This window comes from Aeromonas rivipollensis (assembly GCF_037811135.1).
GTDB classification, from domain to species: Bacteria; Pseudomonadota; Gammaproteobacteria; order Enterobacterales; family Aeromonadaceae; genus Aeromonas; species Aeromonas rivipollensis.
The window spans coordinates 3,579,301-3,598,421 of the sequence record NZ_CP149130.1; the positions used below are offsets into that span (position 1 = coordinate 3,579,301).

Consider the following 19,121-nt stretch of genomic DNA (forward strand, 5'->3'; position numbering starts at 1 on the left):
AGTAGGTGCCCCAGCCGTCGTAGTCCACGCCGTACTTTTCCGGGGGAAAAAGTCAGCATATTCTCGTCGGCAGCTAGGAAGATACTCTTACTCCTGGAAGTAGGTACCCCAGCCATCGTAGTCCACGCCGTATTTTTCGAGGATCGGCAGCATTTTCTCGATGTCGGCGACGATGGTCTCGATATCCAGCTTGCACTCCACAGTGGCATCGAAGCAGAAGATGGTGGCGCCGTCGTCCAGCTCCATCTCCTCGGCATCTGTCACTTCAAAACCGGCCTTGAACAGGTCGACCGCCGCCTTCTCCAGCAGATCGAAGTCCTGGCAGGCAAAGTGGTGCTCAATCTCGTAGTCCAGGCTCGGGTTGCTGCCATCGGCCAGCAGCTCGTTGACGATGGCGGTGGTCTCGTCGCGCCACTCTTGCATGTTGATACTCATATAAACCCCAGGCGGTATTGGATGGATGTCAGCCCCTGCTGGCAGGCACGCTGCGGCCGCGTCGGCCCGGGTCGCCGCCAGGGGGATGGTTGCGGCAAAGCATACCCGCAGAGCGCAACGGGCTCAATGCGGCGGACCAAGATTACTGCCTTGCCCACCCCGCCCAAATGGCGGTGCCCGTAAAAAGGTTCAAAAAGTGCAATCACCCGCCTTTGACAGACGCGACCACAGATAGTCCCCCTCCGGCTCAAGGCAAGCAAAACAGATTGCAGACTCTTTGGGACTCCGTGCTTTTCACCATGGAGGCACTGATGACAAAGGGTCAGCCCGGGAGCATGAGAGAACTCGTTTGAATGACACACCGTCAGAAGCAAGGTGCCCGCTCATCGGCTCGCCCCTTGTGATTGGACATCACTCATGGCCGTCACTGAGCCATGGCACTCGTTCAAGAGGGCTCGGCCCCCTTTTGCTCGGGTTACCCATGAATAGGGCACGACAGTGCGGTAAATATGAGGAAAACAGGGCCGATTGTTCGGTTATCGAGCGAACGGCACCGCAATCTGCCCCCAGCGGTTGACACCTCGGCGCAGAAAGGGTTTAATGCGCGCCGTTGCCCAGATAGCTCAGTCGGTAGAGCAGGGGATTGAAAATCCCCGTGTCGGCGGTTCGATTCCGTCTCTGGGCACCAATAATTCCTCCTTAGTTCAGTCGGTAGAACGGCGGACTGTTAATCCGTATGTCGCTGGTTCAAGTCCAGCAGGAGGAGCCAAATTCGAAAGGCCCGCTCATCTGAGCGGGCCTTTCTGCATCTCCCCTTTCCGAAACCTCATTCCCTAATAGCGATTCTCGTCGCCGTGCCAGACATGTCCGGCAGAACATGCCCGGGCGACCTCGTGGCAAGGGTCATCGGCATGACTGCGGAAGAAATGCTGATCTTGTTGCAGCAGAAGCGAACTCATCGAATGGCTGATACCGGCCAGAGCCTCGCCAGCGGTCAATCCTGCAACCCGGTGATCTGTGGCCAAATGAGCCAGTACTCTTTCACGACTATTCATGATCGCCTCCCTCTGTGGATCCCGTCGTAAATTGACCATAGCAGCAGGTATCAGACTACCGCAAACCCGCACCAGCCAAGGGCTCCAGGCTAGTCCAGCCCTACCGGGAAAGGGGCGCTAATGAAAAGGCCCACCCTGTCGGATGGGCCTTTCATGGCTACTAGCCGCCGTTGCAGGCCGCCAGCAACAGGGTCGCCCCGCAGGTTGCGCTGAATACCAGCAACCCCGCCTGCAGTACGCCCTCAGGATCCGTCTCTTTTCTTCTCTTTCTGAACCTTATCCATCGCGGCTTCATCGAGCCCACCTCATCCTGTTGTGTCCAGCTCCCCTGCCCTCCTCGGCAGGCCGTTCATCTTGATCCCGGTTCAGCTCAAGGTCAATCGGTCCGCAACAATAAAGCGGCCGGGCGCTCGGGAGAGTGCACCGTCATAGGTCCGCTCATTATCGGGAAAACCGGCGTGACCCGTCTGCGAGCCGGGGCTATGATGAGGCCGACGATTTCCGATCCCAGGGAGACCCCAGATGAGCAGCCCCTTGCACTATGTGCTGGATGGCATCCATTGCGAGCCACACTTCTTCACCGTGCCCCTCGACCACCAGCGACCGGATGACGAGGAGAGCATCACCCTGTTTGGCCGCACTCTCTGTCGCCAGGACAGGCTGGACGATGAGCTGCCCTGGCTGCTCTATCTGCAGGGGGGGCCGGGCTTTGGCGCGCCGCGCCCGACCGCGAGCGGCGGCTGGATCAAGCGGGCCCTGCAGGAGTTTCGGGTACTGCTGCTCGATCAGCGCGGCACAGGCCACTCCACCCCCATCAGCGCCGAGGCGCTGGCAGGGCTCACCCCGGGGGAGCAGGCAGACTACCTCAGCCATTTTCGCGCCGACAGCATAGTGCGGGACGCCGAATACATTCGCGAGACCCTGAGCCCGGATCGACCCTGGAGTCTGCTTGGCCAGAGCTTCGGCGGCTTTTGCAGCCTCACCTATCTCTCCCTGTTCCCGGACAGCCTGCACGAGGTCTACCTCACCGGCGGCGTGGCCCCCATCGGCCGCACGGCGGACGAGGTCTACCGCGCCACCTATCAACGGGTGGCGGACAAGAACCGCGCCTTCTTCGCCCGCTTCCCCCATGCCCAGGCCATCGCCAACCGGCTGGCGACCCACCTGCACCGCCACGATGTGCGCCTGCCCAACGGCCAGCGCCTGACGGTGGAGCAGTTGCAGCAGCAAGGGCTGGATCTCGGCGCCAGCGGCGCCTTCGAGGAGCTCTACTACCTGCTGGAGGATGCCTTCATCGGCGAGAAGCTCAACCCCGCCTTCCTCTACAAGGTGCAGGCCATGCAGCCGTTCAACACCAATCCGGTGTTCGCCATTTTGCACGAGTCCATCTATTGCGAAGGAGCTGCAAGCAACTGGGCAGCCGAGCGGGTCAGAGCCGAGTTCCCGGCCCTGGCCTGGGCACCTGGCAAGGATTTCGCCTTCACCGGCGAGATGATCTTCCCCTGGATGTTCGAGCAGTTCCGCGAGTTGATGCCGCTCAAGGAGGCCGCCCACCTGCTGGCCAAAAAGGCCGATTGGGGGCCCCTCTACGACCCGGCGCAGCTGGCCCAGAACCCCGTGCCGGTAGCCTGTGCCGTCTATGCCGAGGACATGTACGTGGAGTTCGACTACAGCCGCGACACCTTGCGGGGCCTTGGCAACAGCCGCGCCTGGATCACCAACGAGTACGAGCACAACGGCCTGAGAGTCGATGGCGAGCAGATCCTGGACAGACTCATCCGCTTGAACCGGGATCGCTGATCCCGCTCGGGCGACGAGCCCGGCCATAAAAAGAATATCGAGGGCGGCCCATGAGCCGCCCCGCCCTGTCGGAAGCAACACAAAACAACAAGGACACCCTTTGGATCATCCGGAAATCTCGGCCGGCTGGCTGAGCCGCCTCTTCTATCACTGGACGGGCCCGCTGCAACGCAAGGGGCTGACCGAGCCCCAGGTCGGCCTCGACGATCTCTACCCCCTGCTGCCGGAAGACAGGCGCGACGCGCGGGCCGATGCCTTCCTGGCGCTCACCGCCGCTGCGCCGGTGCGCCCCTGGCCCATCATGGCCTTTATCTGGCGTCACTACCGCCGCCGCATCGGCCTGCTCACCCTGTTGCAGCTGATCGGCATGCTGGCCACCCTGGCCAGCCCCTGGCTGCTCAACCACAGCATGACCCAGCTCGGCACCGGTGCCAGCACAGGCCACAAGCTGCTGCTGGCCTTCGCCCTCTTTGCCTCTGTGCTCGCCGCCGGCATGCTGGCGGAACACTCCCTGCAACTGGCACTCAAGATGCACGTGCCCATTCGCCGCCTGCTGGCCGAATCCCTGCTCGCCAAGGTGATGAAGCAGGGCGGCAAGAGCTTCGACGACAGGGCCGGCGGCCGGGTACAGAACCTCATCAACCGGGACGTGTGGGACATCACCTGGATCCTGGCCGATCCCGCCATGCCGCTTACCATGGCGCTGCAACTGGCGGGCACCATAGCCCTGCTGGTATGGCAGGTGGGCAGCGCCGGCCTGGTGGGCTTTGCGGTGCTCACCCTGCTGTTGCTGCTCTCCACCCGGGTGGTGCGCCGCATGAACCAGCAGGAGCAGCAGCTCAAGCGCCAGCAGGACGAGCGCAACGGCATACTGGCCGAATACATCAAGAAGCTGCGGCTGGTGCGACAGAACGGCCTTGGCGCCTTCTTCACCCGGGCGGCCAACGCCAAGCGCCAGCAGGAGCTGGGGGTGCTCGGCCGGGTGCTCAAGCTCGATGCCATCAACAGCTTCCTGATGATGAGCACCCCGCTGCTGGTGACCCTGGCCACCTTCACTACCTATCTGGCCTCGGGCCAGAGCCTGACCCTGCCCCAGGTGTTCACCACCATAGCCCTGTTCGCCGTGCTGCGGATCCCCATGATGCGGCTGCCTTACCTCATCCGTACCCTGATCAACTTCAATACCGGTTTCAACAGGCTGTGCGAGTTTCTGAGCAGCCCGGAGCAGCACCGGGATCTCACCGACACCAGCCTGCCCGTCGGCAGCCTGGTGCTGGAAGAGGTCACTGCCCTGCACCAGCAAAAATCTGTGTTGCAAGAGGTCAGCCTCAGCATACAGCCGGGGGAGCTGGTGGGGATCACAGGGGCGACCGGGGCGGGCAAGAGCTGCCTGCTGCACCTGGTCGCCGGTTTTGACAACGGCTTTGAGGGGGCTATCCGCCGCAACGGCCGGGTGGCGCACCTCGGCCACAAACCCTGGCTGATGAACGACAGCATCCGCAACAACATACTGTTCGGCCAGCCCTGGCACGAGGATCGCTACCAGTGGGTGCTCGGTGCCTGCGCCCTCACCACTGATCTGGGGCTGTTGAGCCACGGGGATCAGACCCTGGTGGGGGAGCTCGGCACCCGCCTCTCCGGCGGCCAGCAACAGCGCGTCGCCCTGGCCCGCGCCCTCTACGCCCAGGCCGACATCCTGCTGCTGGACAACCCGCTCTCGGCACTCGACCCCATGGTCTCGGCCCAGGTGCTGGAGCAGGGACTCGCCTTCAAGCCGGGGCCAACCCGGCTGCTGGTGAGCCACGATCCGGACGTGCTGGCCCACTGCGATAGGGTGATCCGCATCGAGCAGGGCCGCCTGGTGGAGTTAGGCGCCCACCAGCTGGCGGATCTCATCCAGCATCCTCGCCCCACCCCGCCGGTGCCGCCTCAGGAGGCGGAGCAGTTCAGCGAGGAGAAGGTGGTGGAAGGCAAGGTGGACTGGGGACTGTTCGGCTTCATGTGGCAGCGCCTGGCCGCCCCCGGTGCCATCCTGATCGCCCTGCTGCTCACCCTGGGTCAGGAGGGGCTGCGCATCGCCTCGGATCTCTGGCTCGGCGGCAAGGCCGAGGTGAGCGATGTGGGCACCCTGCTCGGCATCTATGTGCTGCTGGGGGCGGGGTCGCTGGTCTGCATCATGGTGGTGCGGGTCATCAACTACAAACTCGGCCTCAAGCTGGCCTGGACTCTGTTCGACGGCATGCTGGGCCGCATCAGCCGCGCCCCCATGGCCTTCTTCGACAAGGTGCCCCAGGGGCGCATCCTCAACCGCTTCGATCGGGATCTCGGGGAGGCCCAGGAGGTGCTGCTGTCCATGCTGATGGGGCTGTTCGGCATGCTGGTCTCTGTGCTGCTGCAGGTGGTGGTCATCGGCATCAACATTCCCCTGCTGCTGCTCATCGCCCCCCTGGTGGGCTGGGCGCTCTACGTGCTGCAACGGCGCTACCGGGCGGTGCAGCTCAAGCTGCGGCGCCAGTCCTCGGTGCTGCGCTCCCCGCTCTACATCAGCATCAGCGAGACCATTCGCGGCGCCCCCGCCCTGCGTCTGGCCGGGGCAGAACGCTTCGCCCTGGATCAGGTGCTGCATCACTATGACAACAACCTGCGCAGCTGGTACACCACCACCTCCATCAACCGCTGGCTCGGCATGCACCAGACCCTGCTCTCCGCCGCCCTGGTGGGAGCAGTGGCGCTGATGGTAGCCTTTGGCAACAGCCCGCTGCTGGGGGCCGTGGCCATCACCTACGCCTTCACCGCCTCGGCCATGCTCAACTCCCTGATCCGTACCTTCGCCGAAGTGGAGCAGGTGATGAATGCGGTGGAGCGGGTGCGGGAATACAGCGAGATAGAGAGTGAGCGCCAGGAGGGAGAGGCCCTCGCCACCCCCCATCCGGCGGTGCGCTTCGACAACCTGGGGCTGCGCTACCCGGGCGCCAGCCAGTGGGCCCTGCACAGGGTCAACTTCGAGCTGGCCCCCGGCGAGAAGGTGGGCGTCTGTGGCCGCACCGGCGCGGGCAAGAGCTCGCTGCTGGGGGTGCTGCAGGCCATGTATCCGGCCTCCCAGGGGGAGATCCATTACGGCGATCAGCCGCTCTCTGCCCTGGCGCCGGAGGCGGTGCGCGATCTCTATGACACCGTCTCCCAGATCCCCCTCACCTTCTTCGGCACCCTGCGTGCCAATCTCGCCCCCCTGAGCGAGCAGAGCGACGAGGCGCTGGAGCAAGCGCTGAGCCGGGTGGGTCTGGCCGAGCGCTGCGCCGGCCGGCTGGACGAGGAGCTCGACAGGCTGCAGCTCTCCGCCGGCGAGACCCAGCTGCTGGTCATCGCCCGCATCCTGCTGTCGCGCCGCCCCCTCATAGTGCTGGACGAAGCCACCTCGGATCTCAGCCACGGCGGCATGCGCAAGATGGCGGAGCTGCTCTACCGCTACCGGCCCGAGGCCAGCTATCTGGTGATCGCCCACCATCTGGAGCCGCTGCTGTCGGTGGACAAAGTCGTGGTGATGGAGGCAGGCACAGTGGTGGAGCAGGGCTCCCCGGTCAGCCTGCTGGCCAACCCGGGCTCCCGCTTCCACCAGCTGTTCGCCGGTCAGGTAAACCGCCAGGTAGGGGAGCTGACGGGCTGAAATCGGCGTTGCCTCGCCGACGTCAGAAGGGCTGCCCGCGGGCAGCCCTTTCTTTATCGGAAGCATCGCAAAAAGCAATTCTCATGTGGATACCAACCGAGTAGCAAAGCTGCTATAAAAAGAGCCCGAACAAGTCAGGATCACAAGGATGTGTCATGTCTCCAAGGATGGAGGTGGTTGCGCGCCAACCACAGCTGGAGGTCGCTCTGATCAGCAGCCAGGGAGGGGGTTATCCTCGCCATACTCACGAGGAATATGTGCTCTCGGCAAACTTGAGCGGTCAGGAACGTATCTGGTTTGACGGCAAGGAGCAGGAGGTGGTGCCGGGCCAGGTGACGCTCTACAACCCGCTGACCATGCAGGCCTCCACCTTTGGGGAAGATACCCACTTCATCAGCCTGCATCTGTCACAGGAGCGGGTGAAGAGCCTGCTGGACGAGGCGGGACTCCTGTCCGGCCAGTCGCCCCCCGCATTCATGGAGGGAGTACACCAGATCCCGACGTTGTTCGACGCCATTCTGGATCTGCATCGACACCCCTCGGCCAATCAGCGGGAAGAAGCCCTGGTGCGCCTGCTCGCCGCCCTGCAACGCACTAGCGACCCCACGCCGCGATTGCTGCAGGGGCGGCTGCCCCAACTGCTTGATTACATGCGCGACCACCTCAGCCAGGAGATCAGCCTGGATGATCTTTGCCAGGTGGCCTGCTGCTCCAAATTCCATCTGGTTCGCAGCTTTCAGCAGGCGCTGCATGTTCCGCCCATCCACTATTTCAACCAGCTGAGACTGATGGAGGCCCGTCGCCGCCTGCTGCAAGGAGAGAAGCCCTCCCAGATAGCGCTGGCGCTGGGCTTCTATGACCAGAGCCACATGAGCAACGCCTTTCGCCGCGTCATGGGGATCAGTCCGAGCCGCTACGGAGCCCCCGGCACAAACTCGACATAACCCTGATAGATCACATAACAGGCGAAATAGGCGAAGATCAGTGCCGACGCCAGGTAGGAGAAGCGCACCATCTTCTCCCCCAGCAACCGCCCGCCCTGATAGGCAAGGGTGCAGAGCACCAGGGCCCAGAAGATCCCCGCACTGAAGAAGCCGGAGAGGAAGAGCCCGGCATTCAGGGGATCCGCCCCCTGCCTCGCTATGATGGCGCCCCCCACGGCCGCGAACCAGAGGATGGCGGTCGGTGAGGAGAGCGCCAGCACCATGCCGCGGCCGAACAGGCGCCAGCGTCCCCCGGATTGCGCAACGCCATTCAACTCGCCATCCTGTGCCTGCAGCGCAGCGTAGCCCATCTTGATGGTCAACCAGATCAGGGTGACCGAACCAAAGATCCAGAGGCTCCAGCGCACCATTTCAAACTGCAACAGCACGGCCATGCCCGCCATGGCGAGCATGGCATAGATCAGGTCCCCCACGCAGGTTCCCACCCCGAGCCAGAAGCCATGGGAAAAGCCGCGGGACATGGCCAGGGTGATCATCGCCATGTTGGCCAGGCCTATGTCCAGACACAGAGAAAGACTCAACAGAAATCCATTGTAAAACGCCATGTCACACTTTCTCCCAGATGGTTTGATGGTAACGGTCACCCTCTCCCGGCCAGGGCCATGCAGCCCAAGACGCGGCCAACATCGAGCTCTTTTGACCCTCACCAGCCAGGCTCTCCGACAAGGCACCGAACAGCTGTCCAAGCTCGGGATCCTCTGCCCGCTGGGCCATCTCCGCGAGCAATATCATCAGGGACTCGCACAGACGGCTTTGCTGGGGACGCGTTCCCTCAAGGTCTCCCTCCAGATCACGCAGACTGGCAACCAGACTCAGCACGCGGCAGATATCCTCCCGCAGCCTGGGTGGGAGCGCAGGGGGCGGCATCAGCGTCAGCATATGGACAGAGTGCGTCGCCCTGGGGGGCCAAAATTCCATCTTCATCATTTACCTCCATGTAACATGAGGTCATATGACACCATTCATGATGAATTTGTATTGGAAAATATTGCCTTTTTACCCAAGGCAGACGATGGGGGCGCCAGCACCACCATGGGATTCAAGTCATAGAATGGAGGATGAAGAAGGCAGGTACAGCCTCGTTGTCTAAGAGCTGCCACCCTGACTGGACATGTCGACCAAGGATGGGACCACCTCTTGTAACTATGAATAAATGCCTGCCAGAAAATGGCAAGGGCGCCTCCTTCGAGACGCCCCTGTGAATACACCCGGTAGCCAGTCAGGATCAGCGCTCCATGATCTGGGTGATATCGTCCTTCTTGATATGCACTTCCCTCCCCTCTGCATCGTAGTAGCGGTACATTCCCGTGTCTTCATCCAGCGTGGGCTTGCTGTCGGTGGTAATCATCTTCCCGTCCCGGGTGCTCATGATGTATTGAGAGCTGCACGCCACCAGCCCCAGCATGCATACCAGGACCATCATCAGTCGTTTCATCGCCCGCCTCTTCTCCCTCTGGCATCCTCAGGACGAGGATGTTTCTTGAAGCCTAGCTCAGGCGGATTCAGGGCCACGCCGCGATGAAAGGAAGATGGAGAATAAAATCAGAAGTCAATACCCAAGTAAGTACTTCCATTCAGATTCAACAAAAAAAGATCAAACAAAAAAACAAACACATTGCAACCACAAAAGAAACATATCGATTACATTGAGCATCATTTCTCACTCAAAATATCAGAGATTGAGAATCATCCTACGTTCAGACTGAGAATTGTCTGATATATGTTGCAAAAAAATACACTTTTGATAGATTCCGACACTGAATTCAAATGGCAACCTAATTACTAAAACCATCAATAATTCATCTTTTTCGCCCCGTCAGACGCGACACGTTCTGTCTGGCGAGCAAGCTTAGTAACAAAAAAATTACATTTCATGCCGATATGTCATTCGGATGCGGTAGCTATGTCTGTTTTACCTCAAGTCCACATGGACACCATGATGAGCCCCTCATTGAGTAACTTCGCAATACTGTGGCAGAGCAGCAATTTGATGCTGTTTGTGTGATGCCCTTATGTCGCCAATATATGATGGTCACGACCCGAACTGTCCGTCCGTACTGATTGCACAGTACACGAGTCAGTGAGCAGTTAAATTAACTGCCAGCGATAAAACATAAGAGATCACACAGAGATATTGCAATGAAAGAGCCCAATCCTTTTACAGGGAATATCACATAAAAAGATCATCCACTTAATTCATGAGTAAACATGATTTAATTTATGTCGATCACTTGTAGTAGTCAAAACAAACACATTGCAAGGCTTTACGTAAAATGAAAGTTATAACAGCGCCATGGATCTTAGCTGCGATTAGTTTGAATATATTCGCTGCACCGCAGATAAGCCCGCAGATGATGGAGCAATTCAAGCGTCTGCCACCGGCAGAACAGCAGGCTCTGGCAAAGCAGTATGGTATATCCACTGAACAGCTAAATAGTGCCAGTGCCATTACCCCTGTCACACCATCGGTTCCTGTTGCCGCCCCACGTGAACTGGATTATAGCCAGGTATCCCAGCGTCCCCTCGTTGCCGGAGTGGCACAACCAGGGGATTTGCAACCATTTGGATATAATGTATTTGCCGGTGAGCCCATCCTGGATGCCCCTATTACCGACATGCCAGTTGCGGATGACTATGTTATTGGCCCTGGAGATGAAATTCATGTTCAACTCTACGGTAAAGAAAACGCGGTTTACGATTTGAGTGTCGGCCGGGAAGGTTTTATTGATTTTCCCAGTCTCGGTCCTATCTCCGCCAGTGGCTTAACCTTCCAGCAATTCAGAAGTGACCTTGAATCCAGGATCAAGGAACAGATGATAGGTGTGAATTCCTTCATCAGCTTTGGTTCAATGCGTTCCATGCAGGTGTTTGTCATGGGAGACGCCTACCGCCCAGGTGCTTACAATGTCAGTGGCATGGCGACCGTGACTCAGGTATTGCAGGCCGCTGGTGGCATAGACACTGTCGGCTCCTTGCGAAAAATCCAGGTGAAACGCGCAGGGCAAAATGTCATCGATGTGGATCTCTACAAGATGCTTGTCTGGGGTGATACCAGCCAAGACATCCGTTTACAGGCCGGAGATACAGTGTTTGTTCCTGCCAAGGGCAGTGAGGTCGCCATCAACGGGCTGGTCAAGCGCCCCGCCATTTATGAGCTGAGAAATTCGGCACCGCTGGCGGATGTACTCGCACTGGCTGGCGGCGTCAAAGCCGCCGCGTTGCAAGAAGTCTCCGTAGAGCGCCACTCCGATCGCGGTCTCAGGGTATTCAACCTGACACTGGCCAATGCCCATGATCGCCTTTTCAGCATTCGGGACGGGGACAAGATATCGGTCAAACCGAGCAGCACCGAATATAGCCAGGCCATTGTGGTCAAAGGTGCAGTAGTTCGTGATGGTGTCTACAGCTTCTCTCCCGGTACTCGGGTCAGCACTATTTTGCAGAGTGTTGAGCGAGACCTCATTTCGGCTACCGATTTGAGTTACGCTCTGGTGGTCAGAGAGATTGACTCCCAGCGTAATATCAGCGTGATTCAATTCAATTTGGGCAATGCCCTGCAACACCCAGGTGGCAAGGATGATGTCCTGCTTCAGGCCCGGGATCAGGTGCTGGTGTTCCGCAACGATACTACTGACCGCCTCAGAGAGACAGCCACAACCTCAACCAAGGTGAAGGATCTCAAGGCGAAGTCTCGAGAACTGGACAACGCTGCCATGATGCGGACAGATGCATCCACCGGAGCCAATGTCACAAACGATGACTTGAATACCGATAGTCAGATCAAGCTCTCCTCACTTTCCGATAAAACGGCAACAGATGCCGTTGTGGCTGACTCCAGACAAGCCTTGTTGGCGCCAGTCATCGAGCGCCTGAAAGCGCAGTCGACTCAGGGTCAGCCGGTCAAGATCATGGAAGTCAGGGGGGAAGTGAAATACCCGGGCCTCTACCCATTGAGCGAGCGCAGTCGCATGTCCGATGCCATTCTCGCCGCCGGTGGATTCAATGAGCAGGCCAACATCGTTGAGCTGTCCCGCGTCAATGAGCGTGGCGACAGCATCCTGGTCCAGAATGAGCGGTTCTCCCTGGACACAGCCAATAGCCCTTACAGTTCGCCAATATTGCAATCCAAAGACAATATCAATGTCCTGCCCCATCCCCAGTGGCGGGAAGAGGCGACCGTCCAGGTCTTCGGTGAAGTGAAATTCCCTGGTACATATACCGTCCGACGTGGAGAAAGCCTGCACGATCTGATCGAGCGAGTGGGTGGCATTACTGCCTACGCCAATCCCAACGGTGCAATATTTGCACGTAAAGCCCTGCGTCAGCAGGAAGAGCAACGGTTGGTGATGCTGCGGGATGAACTTCGCCAAGAGATATCGACCATGACCTTGCGCAGACAGAGCACCATTGCCAACTACAGCAGCTCTCCTGCCGAGGCCATGACGGTTGTGAATCAACTGGAAAACAGCAAGGCCATTGGGCGGATGACCATAGATATGCCAGCCTTGCTCTCCGGAGAAAAGCAATCAGATATATTGCTGGAGGATGGCGATAAATTATATATCCCGACCATGCAGAATGTGGTCTCCATCGCAGGCATGGTGCAGTTCCCCTCTTCCCATATCTACAAAGAGGACACCAGCGTCAACGAATACATCAGCCTGGCCGGTGGAACCAAAAAACAGGCCGATACCGATCGCGTCTATGTCATCAAGGCCAACGGCAGTGTGATGTTGCCCAATGACAGCTGGTTTGGTGGGCGCAAGAGTCTCGAGCCGGGTGACACCATCATAGTGCCGGTGGACTCCGATTATCTGGATAACCTGAGCATCATGTCTTCCGCTACACAGATCATGTATCAGTTGGGCGTGGCCTGGTCCGCAATAAAATAATGCCATTGAACGCATCCTTTTATATTCCATAGGACTCACGACATCATAATGGAAGCACAAAAAGCGAATGTCATACCCTTACCGAGAGATATGTCTCCGGTGAGTGATGAAATAGACCTGCGGGAACTGGTGATTGCATTGTGGCATGGCAAGTGGTGGATCTTTTCCACCACCATCATTGCCACCGGCCTCGCCGTCGCCTTCGCACTCTGGAGCCCCAATATCTATCGTGCCGAGGCCTTGCTGACCCCCTCCCTTGAGCAGCAAGGTGGTGGGCTCTCCGCGCTGGCCTCCCGCTTCGGCGGGCTGGCAAGCCTGGCCGGTGTCGATCTTGGTAACAAAGGTGGAGATAAGGCCTCGATAGCCATCGAAGTGGGCAAATCAAGGCTGTTTCTTGGGGATTTCATCCGCCACCACCAGCTGGCAGTCCCTCTGATCGCCGCCACTGGCATGGATAAAACCACCGGCGAGTTGATCATCGACCCTCAGATCTACGATGCCCTGACCCAGAAGTGGGTCCGCGAAGTACCTGCTGGCAAGTCACCCGAGCCCACTGACTGGGAACTGATCAAGGCTTTCAGAGGGCTGGTCTCCCTCAATAGCGATCCCAAGACAGGGTTGTTGACAGTCAGCGTCGACTTTTATTCACCGCTGTTGGCCAAACAGTGGGTCGACTGGTTGATCAATGATCTCAACCACACCATGAAACAACGGGATCAGGAGGAGGCAAAGCGCAATATTTCCTATCTGACCGAGCAATTATCAAAAACCTCCGTCGCCGATATGCAGAAGGTCTTTTATCAACTGATCGAAGAGCAGACCAAGACCTTGATGCTCGCCGAGGTTAATCAGGAATACGTATTTAAGGTACTTGATCCTGCCGTCATAGCCGAAGAGAAAATAAAACCAAAACGGGCACTGATTGTTGTATTGGGTGCACTATTGGGCGGCATGCTGGGAGTGATGATAGTTTTGGTTCGGTTTGCATTCCGTCATGATAAAAAATAATGGATGCAAATTAGCCAAAAACGATGGCTTGCCATCATAATAGAGTAGAACGAACGTCGACTATTCTGATTTTATAAGGGAAATATATGAAGAAGAGTGTTTTGATTATGACTGCCCTGCTGGCCCTGTCCGGCCAGACCATGGCTGCTGAAACTGCTGCCGGTGCTGCCGGTGCTGCCGGTGCTGGCGCCGCTGCTGGTACCACTGCCCTTGTCGCTGTGGGTGTCGCTGCCGCGGTTGCCGTCGGCGTAGCCGTCGCCGTTGCCAGCAACGACGATGACAACAGCTCCACCTCGACTGTGACCAGCACAGCTCGTTGATATTAAGATTTAAAGACTGCCCGAGGGCAGTCTTTATTTTTATACCGATTCATTCAGTGATGCTCGCATGCTAACAAAGCGCCTTGTTATTATGCTATCCATGTTCTTATTTGGCTGTGCAGATAACAACCTTGATAGCTATCAGCAACTAAAGTTTCTCTTCTCCGGGAATGAAGAAATAACGATCACCCCTGAGGCCATCAATAAACTACCCTATGCCAGTGCATTTTTAACTATTGATGACAGGCCTAAAATATTCGTCGTGCTTGCATTTGTGGACAATAACAGATTGTCTTGGATCAGCAGCAATAGAGGGATAGTAGTTACCGAGCATGGTCGAATAACAAAGACATTGAAATTCGACAATGACATTAATTACTTCTTGGGTACGATTCAGGATCCATTATCTCAGGCATCCATCACCTCGGGTGCGCAGTTCAGTTACAGCGCCGAATGGGCAAAGGATCGCCGCAGCGGAAGGAGTATGCACAGTGTATTCCGGCAGCTCGCGGATGAAAACCTGGATATAAACGGCACCATCATTGTGACCTCTCTCTATGAGGAAACAGTGCAGTCGATAAAAGATAATCAAACATGGAAGAATTATTACTGGTTGGACAAAAAATCTGGCCTGATCCGAAAGACCATTCAAAAGCTAGGCCCTGACAACAGCACCATAGAGATGGTCTTTACCAAGCCTTACTCATCATGAAAAAAATAATACTCTCGTTATTGATAGGCTATGCACCCTTGCTTCACGCTGACAGCGTTACCAAAGTAGTCTTCGGTAATGTCAATACTACCACCATCTCCCTTTCGGATAGTCAGCGTCTTGAACAGCTACTGAATAATGCCAAGCTGCCTGATCATGTCTATTGGCCTGCCGCCATCATTTCATCCCCCACAGAGGAGCATCTGGCACAGCAAGCCAAAGAGCATTTGCTCAGCGATTTGAAATCACTCCAGGTGATATGGATGAGAGAACATCAAGGTGGTCTGGTTCAAACAACCCAGCAACTGTTGCGAGAGCTGGATCAGCTTGATATCACAGGCAGGATTGATATAAAGCTGGATCCCGATCTCAGCAGAATTGAACCTGGCAACAACCCTCGTTTGGTCGGTAACTATTCACTCTATGTCTCTCCTCGGCCATCCCATTTATATTTGATGGGTTTAATCAATAGCCGCAAATCATTGCCTCATGAGCATGGAAAAGGTTTGGCCGAATATTGGCAGGGCCATAGTTTATTGGCCGGTGCCAACCCGGGTGAGGTATACCTTATCCAGCCAGATGGCAGCATCCAGTTATCCCCCGTGGCCGTATGGAATGAATATCATATAGAGCCCATGCCCGGTGCAACATTGTTTGCCGGGTTCGCTCCCGAGTTACTGCCTGCCAAATTTAAAAACATCAATCTCCGTATTGCCGAAATGATTGCTAATCGGATACCCGAGTAATGCTAACCAGAATCGCCACTCTCTCTATTCTTGTCTCTCCTGTCGCTTGCGCCAATACGGATAGTTTCTCCCCTACCTTTCCCACCCAGAGTGACTTTGGTGGCGTAGGTCTGCTCCAGATGCCAACGGCGCGCATGGCCCCAGAAGGCGAGTTCTCGTTCAACTACATGGATAACCAGGAATATCGACGCTGGTCTATCTCCATGCAGCCATTCGACTGGCTGGAAGCCACCCTGAGATACACCGACATTCGCACCCGGCTGTATAGCAATGATGAGAACTTCAGTGGCGATCAAACCTATAAAGACAAGGGGATGGATGTCAAAGCCAGACTCTGGAATGAATCCACCTGGCGCCCTCATGTCTCTGTCGGGCTTCGCGATGTCATGGGGACCGGACTCTTTGACAGTGAGTACATAGTTGCCAGCAAGCGGTACCAGAACCTGGATTTCACCCTGGGCATGGCATGGGGAAATATGGGGCAGAGTGGCAACATCAAGAACCCCTTCTGTGAAGCTCGTGAGGCCTGGTGCCAACGCGACGACGGGTTCTCGGGCAGTGGTGGCAAATTTGAGTTTGGCAGCCTGTTCCATGGACCTGCCGCACTCTTTGGCGGGATAGAGTACCAGACGCCCTGGCAACCATTGAGGTTGAAGCTTGAATACGATGGCAATGACTACAGTCACGAGTCGGCAGGCGTCATAACACAAAGCACCCCCATCAATGTGGGCATAGTCTACCAGCCCTATGATGCTCTCGACATGCACCTCAGTTATCAGCGCGGCAATACGCTGATGTGGGGCATGACACTGCATACCAATTTCAACGATCCCTCCTTGTCGCTGCCAAAGCTCATGGATCCCCCAGTTCCGGCCTATCAGACCAGCGAAACTGCCTCTCTGGATGAGGTGGACTGGCAGGATTTGTCCTCCCAGCTGGCCGCTAATGCAGGCTGGCAAGAGGTTTCCCTCTACGGTGATGACGACACCCTTACCCTGGTGGGCGAGCAGACCCGCTTCCGGGAGCAGGCTCAGGGCGAGCACAGGGCCACCATGCTCGCCGTCAATGATGCCCCTGCGTCGGTGAAGCAGTTGCGGATCATCGAGCAGAAGCAAGGAATGCCGCTGCAGGAGACCCGCGTCGATCTGGACTCCGTGCGCCGCGCCAACAGCGATCTTCCCCTTGGCCAGAAACAGGAGATCGAGGTCAGCCGTCAGTCGCCGACCCAGGTTCAGGGAACAAGGCGCCATGAGGCGGAACCCCGCTCATGGAGTTTCAAGATTGCGCCCAAACTGAGCCAGTCCATCGGGGGCTCAGAGAGCTTTTACATGTATCAGGTCGGGTTGAATGCCAATACCGACTGGTACATGACAGAGCACAACTGGCTGAGCAGCACGCTCTTCTTCAATCTGTTCAACAACTATGACAAGTTCAATTACACGGCGCCCCCGCCCGATGGCGAGGCCCTGCCCCGGGTCAGAACCTGGATCCGGGAATATGTCACCTCCTCGGATGTGCTCCTGAATAACCTTCAGCTCACCCACATGGATAAATATGATGATGACTGGTACGCCCAGGCATATGGCGGCTATCTGGAGATGATGTACGCCGGGGTCGGTGGTGAAACTCTGTATCGCCCCTTCAACCAAACCTGGGCCATAGGGGCAGACATCAACCTGGTGAAACAGCGGGACTGGGAAAACACCCTCCAGCTGGCTGACTATCAGGTGGCGACCGGCCATGTCACCACCTACTGGCAGCCGGCGTTTCTCGACAAGGTGACGGCCCAGATCTCGGTGGGTCGTTACCTGGCAGGGGACTATGGTGCAACGCTCAACTTCGCCAAGCAGTTTGATTCGGGAATAAGCGCCGGTTTCTTTGCGACCTTCACCAATGTGTCGGCAGAAGAGTACGGTGAAGGGAGCTTCACCAAGGGGCTCTACATCACAATCCCGTTCGACCTCATGATGTTCAAGTCCACCATAGACAGCGGCACCATCAGCTGGGTCCCCCTGACCCGGGACGGGGGTCAGATGCTGGCCAGAAAATACGGGCTCTACAGCCAGAGCAGTGTCGCCTCCTTCTGATATGAAATGACTGCCCGTCGCAGATAAAAAAAGCACCTTCCATGAAGGTGCTTTTTTGTTTCTGGCGCACGATCTCTGCGATCAGCCCTGTGGCTTGCGCTCACCGGTGACTGTGGGGTTCTTGGGGTCTGAACTCCACTCGTACCAGCCGCCGTCGTAGACGCTGATCCGCTTCCAGTCCATCAGCCAGGCGTAGAAGAAGGCCTCGGAGGCGCGCCAGCCGGTGCCGCAGTAGAAGGCGGCCTGCTGGGTGGGCTCTATGTCCCACTGGTCCCACATGGCGAGGATCTCGCGGGCCGGTTTCATGGTGCCGTCCGGGTTGTGGAAGTCGCTCATGCTGTTGGCATCCACGCCGCCGTGACCCCACTTGGCCCCCGGGATGTCGCCCTTGGGCTTGATGTAGCTGTAGCCTGAGGTATTGCCGACAAACTCGTCCCAGGTGCGCACGCTGACCAGGGCGCTATCGGGCTGCTTGAGCAGCGCCTTGGCCTGGTCCAGGGTGGTGTAATACTCGGGGTGAGCCGGAATGGTCACGCCAAACTCCTTCACCGGCTCAAACTTGTTGGCCAGGCCGGTCTCGGTGCGCAGGTGCTGCACGAACCAGGCATCCAGACCGCCGTCCAGCAGGCGCACGTCTTCCACCCCGGCATACATCATCAGGTGAGCGGCACGGGCCGCCGCCATGGTGTTGCGACCGTAGAGGATGACGGTGGTGTCGTGGCGGATGCCGTTTTCCAGCAGCAACTGCTTGAGGGCTTCGTCAGACACCTTGTTCCACAGCGGCTCCTCTTCCAGGCGGTTGGTGTCGATGTAACCGGCCCCCGGGATATGGCTCAGCAAGTAGGCCTTGGGCGAGCCCCAATCCACCTCGAACAGCTTCCAGTCCCCCTTGGGGGCGGCCGCCACCGGCTTGCCGGCCTGCAGGTCGGCAAGCCAGAGCGGGTAGACCAGCTGCTGCCAGCGGGCCAGGTGCTCGCGCGGCGCACTCTGCCAGCCCTGCAGCTCGAACAGCTGCTTGATACCCTGCTGGCGCAGCAAGCGGGCCACCTCGGCCACTTCCCGCGGGGCGCCGTAGAGGGCGACCGGCAGGTCGGCCTTCAGCCCCTTGCTCGCGAGCGCCTTGGGCCACTCCTCGTCACTGTATTTCCACTCGGCGGAGAGGTTCTCGGCGCCAGCCACGTGGCCCCCCTGCTGCTCGCCCGCCATGGGCCAGCCCTGGTAGAAGTAGCTGGGGCGGATATCCAGGATCACGGCCTGCTTCGCCTTGGCATCGGCCAGGGAGAGAGGAGGCAGTTCGGCGGCCAGGGCGGGCCAGGCACACCAGAGCAGCAAGGCGGCCAGGCCGCTTCGCCACAGTCCAGTCATTCGTTTCATGATGTTGTCTCGATGCATAGTGAA

The 19,121-nt window shown here is 57.8% G+C and carries 15 protein-coding genes and 2 tRNA genes; 11 read left to right on the forward strand and 6 right to left on the reverse strand.

The genetic code is table 11. From position 1 onward, the window contains the following. Positions 1–87: 87 nt before the first annotated feature. On the reverse strand, positions 88–423 hold the full coding sequence (rraB, locus tag WIR04_RS16260; RefSeq protein ID WP_025325934.1) for a ribonuclease E inhibitor RraB: 336 nt from the start codon (positions 421–423) through the stop codon (positions 88–90). 624 nt (positions 424–1,047) lie between these two features. Between rraB and WIR04_RS16265 the strand changes: the two genes are divergently transcribed. Further along, positions 1,048–1,123: transfer RNA gene (locus WIR04_RS16265), tRNA-Phe, on the forward strand. 5 nt (positions 1,124–1,128) lie between these two features. Next, positions 1,129–1,204: transfer RNA gene (locus WIR04_RS16270), tRNA-Asn, on the forward strand. 64 nt (positions 1,205–1,268) lie between these two features. Here the strand turns inward: WIR04_RS16270 and WIR04_RS16275 are convergent. Next, positions 1,269–1,490 (reverse strand): hypothetical protein, encoded by a 222-nt coding sequence (locus tag WIR04_RS16275; protein WP_080675078.1) that lies wholly within the window; start codon positions 1,488–1,490, stop codon positions 1,269–1,271. Between the two features lie 522 nt (positions 1,491–2,012). Here WIR04_RS16275 and WIR04_RS16280 point away from each other — a divergent pair. The 3 genes from WIR04_RS16280 (at position 2,013) to WIR04_RS16290 (ending at position 7,898) form a co-directional block, all read left to right on the forward strand. Beyond that, on the forward strand, positions 2,013–3,290 hold the full coding sequence (locus tag WIR04_RS16280) for an alpha/beta hydrolase (RefSeq protein WP_338888282.1): 1,278 nt from the start codon (positions 2,013–2,015) through the stop codon (positions 3,288–3,290). 100 nt (positions 3,291–3,390) lie between these two features. After that, a complete protein-coding gene (locus WIR04_RS16285) occupies positions 3,391–6,954 on the forward strand; it encodes an ATP-binding cassette domain-containing protein (protein ID WP_338888284.1) in 3,564 nt (1,187 codons plus the stop codon). A gap of 155 nt (positions 6,955–7,109) precedes the next feature. After that, complete coding sequence (locus WIR04_RS16290; RefSeq protein ID WP_338888286.1) at positions 7,110–7,898, forward strand: AraC family transcriptional regulator; 789 nt, start codon at positions 7,110–7,112, stop codon at positions 7,896–7,898. Here WIR04_RS16290 and WIR04_RS16295 read toward each other — a convergent pair. The 3 genes from WIR04_RS16295 to WIR04_RS16305 form a co-directional block, all read right to left on the reverse strand. After that, a complete protein-coding gene (locus WIR04_RS16295) occupies positions 7,868–8,479 on the reverse strand; it encodes a LysE family translocator (RefSeq protein ID WP_205597179.1) in 612 nt (203 codons plus the stop codon). The two genes, WIR04_RS16290 and WIR04_RS16295, sit on opposite strands and share 31 nt — an antisense overlap. Positions 8,480–8,504: 25 nt before the next feature. After that, on the reverse strand, positions 8,505–8,885 hold the full coding sequence (locus WIR04_RS16300; RefSeq protein ID WP_338888290.1) for a hypothetical protein: 381 nt from the start codon (positions 8,883–8,885) through the stop codon (positions 8,505–8,507). A gap of 298 nt (positions 8,886–9,183) precedes the next feature. Next, positions 9,184–9,393, reverse strand: coding sequence for a YgdI/YgdR family lipoprotein (locus tag WIR04_RS16305; protein WP_338888292.1), 210 nt, complete (start codon positions 9,391–9,393; stop codon positions 9,184–9,186). 838 nt (positions 9,394–10,231) lie between these two features. Between WIR04_RS16305 and WIR04_RS16310 the strand changes: the two genes are divergently transcribed. The 6 genes from WIR04_RS16310 (at position 10,232) to WIR04_RS16335 (ending at position 17,723) form a co-directional block, all read left to right on the forward strand. Continuing rightward, on the forward strand, positions 10,232–12,850 hold the full coding sequence (locus tag WIR04_RS16310) for an SLBB domain-containing protein (protein WP_338888293.1): 2,619 nt from the start codon (positions 10,232–10,234) through the stop codon (positions 12,848–12,850). Between the two features lie 48 nt (positions 12,851–12,898). Further along, positions 12,899–13,858, forward strand: a complete 960-nt coding sequence (locus tag WIR04_RS16315) for a Wzz/FepE/Etk N-terminal domain-containing protein (protein ID WP_307766483.1) — start codon at positions 12,899–12,901, stop codon at positions 13,856–13,858. A 107-nt stretch (positions 13,859–13,965) separates the two neighbouring features. After that, a complete protein-coding gene (locus tag WIR04_RS16320) occupies positions 13,966–14,178 on the forward strand; it encodes a hypothetical protein (protein WP_193353984.1) in 213 nt (70 codons plus the stop codon). A gap of 67 nt (positions 14,179–14,245) precedes the next feature. Next, positions 14,246–14,890 carry a YjbF family lipoprotein gene (locus WIR04_RS16325; protein WP_025325924.1) on the forward strand — a complete coding sequence of 215 codons (645 nt, stop codon included), beginning with the start codon at positions 14,246–14,248 and terminating at the stop codon, positions 14,888–14,890. Next, positions 14,887–15,636 (forward strand): capsule biosynthesis GfcC D2 domain-containing protein, encoded by a 750-nt coding sequence (locus WIR04_RS16330; protein WP_338888297.1) that lies wholly within the window; start codon positions 14,887–14,889, stop codon positions 15,634–15,636. Before WIR04_RS16325 ends, WIR04_RS16330 begins: the two co-directional genes overlap by 4 nt. A 134-nt stretch (positions 15,637–15,770) precedes the next feature. After that, on the forward strand, positions 15,771–17,723 hold the full coding sequence (locus WIR04_RS16335; RefSeq protein WP_338888299.1) for a YjbH domain-containing protein: 1,953 nt from the start codon (positions 15,771–15,773) through the stop codon (positions 17,721–17,723). A gap of 81 nt (positions 17,724–17,804) precedes the next feature. On the opposite strand, the gene WIR04_RS16340 is transcribed toward WIR04_RS16335, so the two are convergent. Further along, positions 17,805–19,088: a rhodanese-like domain-containing protein gene (locus WIR04_RS16340; protein WP_420883466.1), complete on the reverse strand. Its 1,284-nt coding sequence runs from the start codon at positions 19,086–19,088 to the stop codon at positions 17,805–17,807. Between the last annotated feature and the right edge of the window lie 33 nt (positions 19,089–19,121).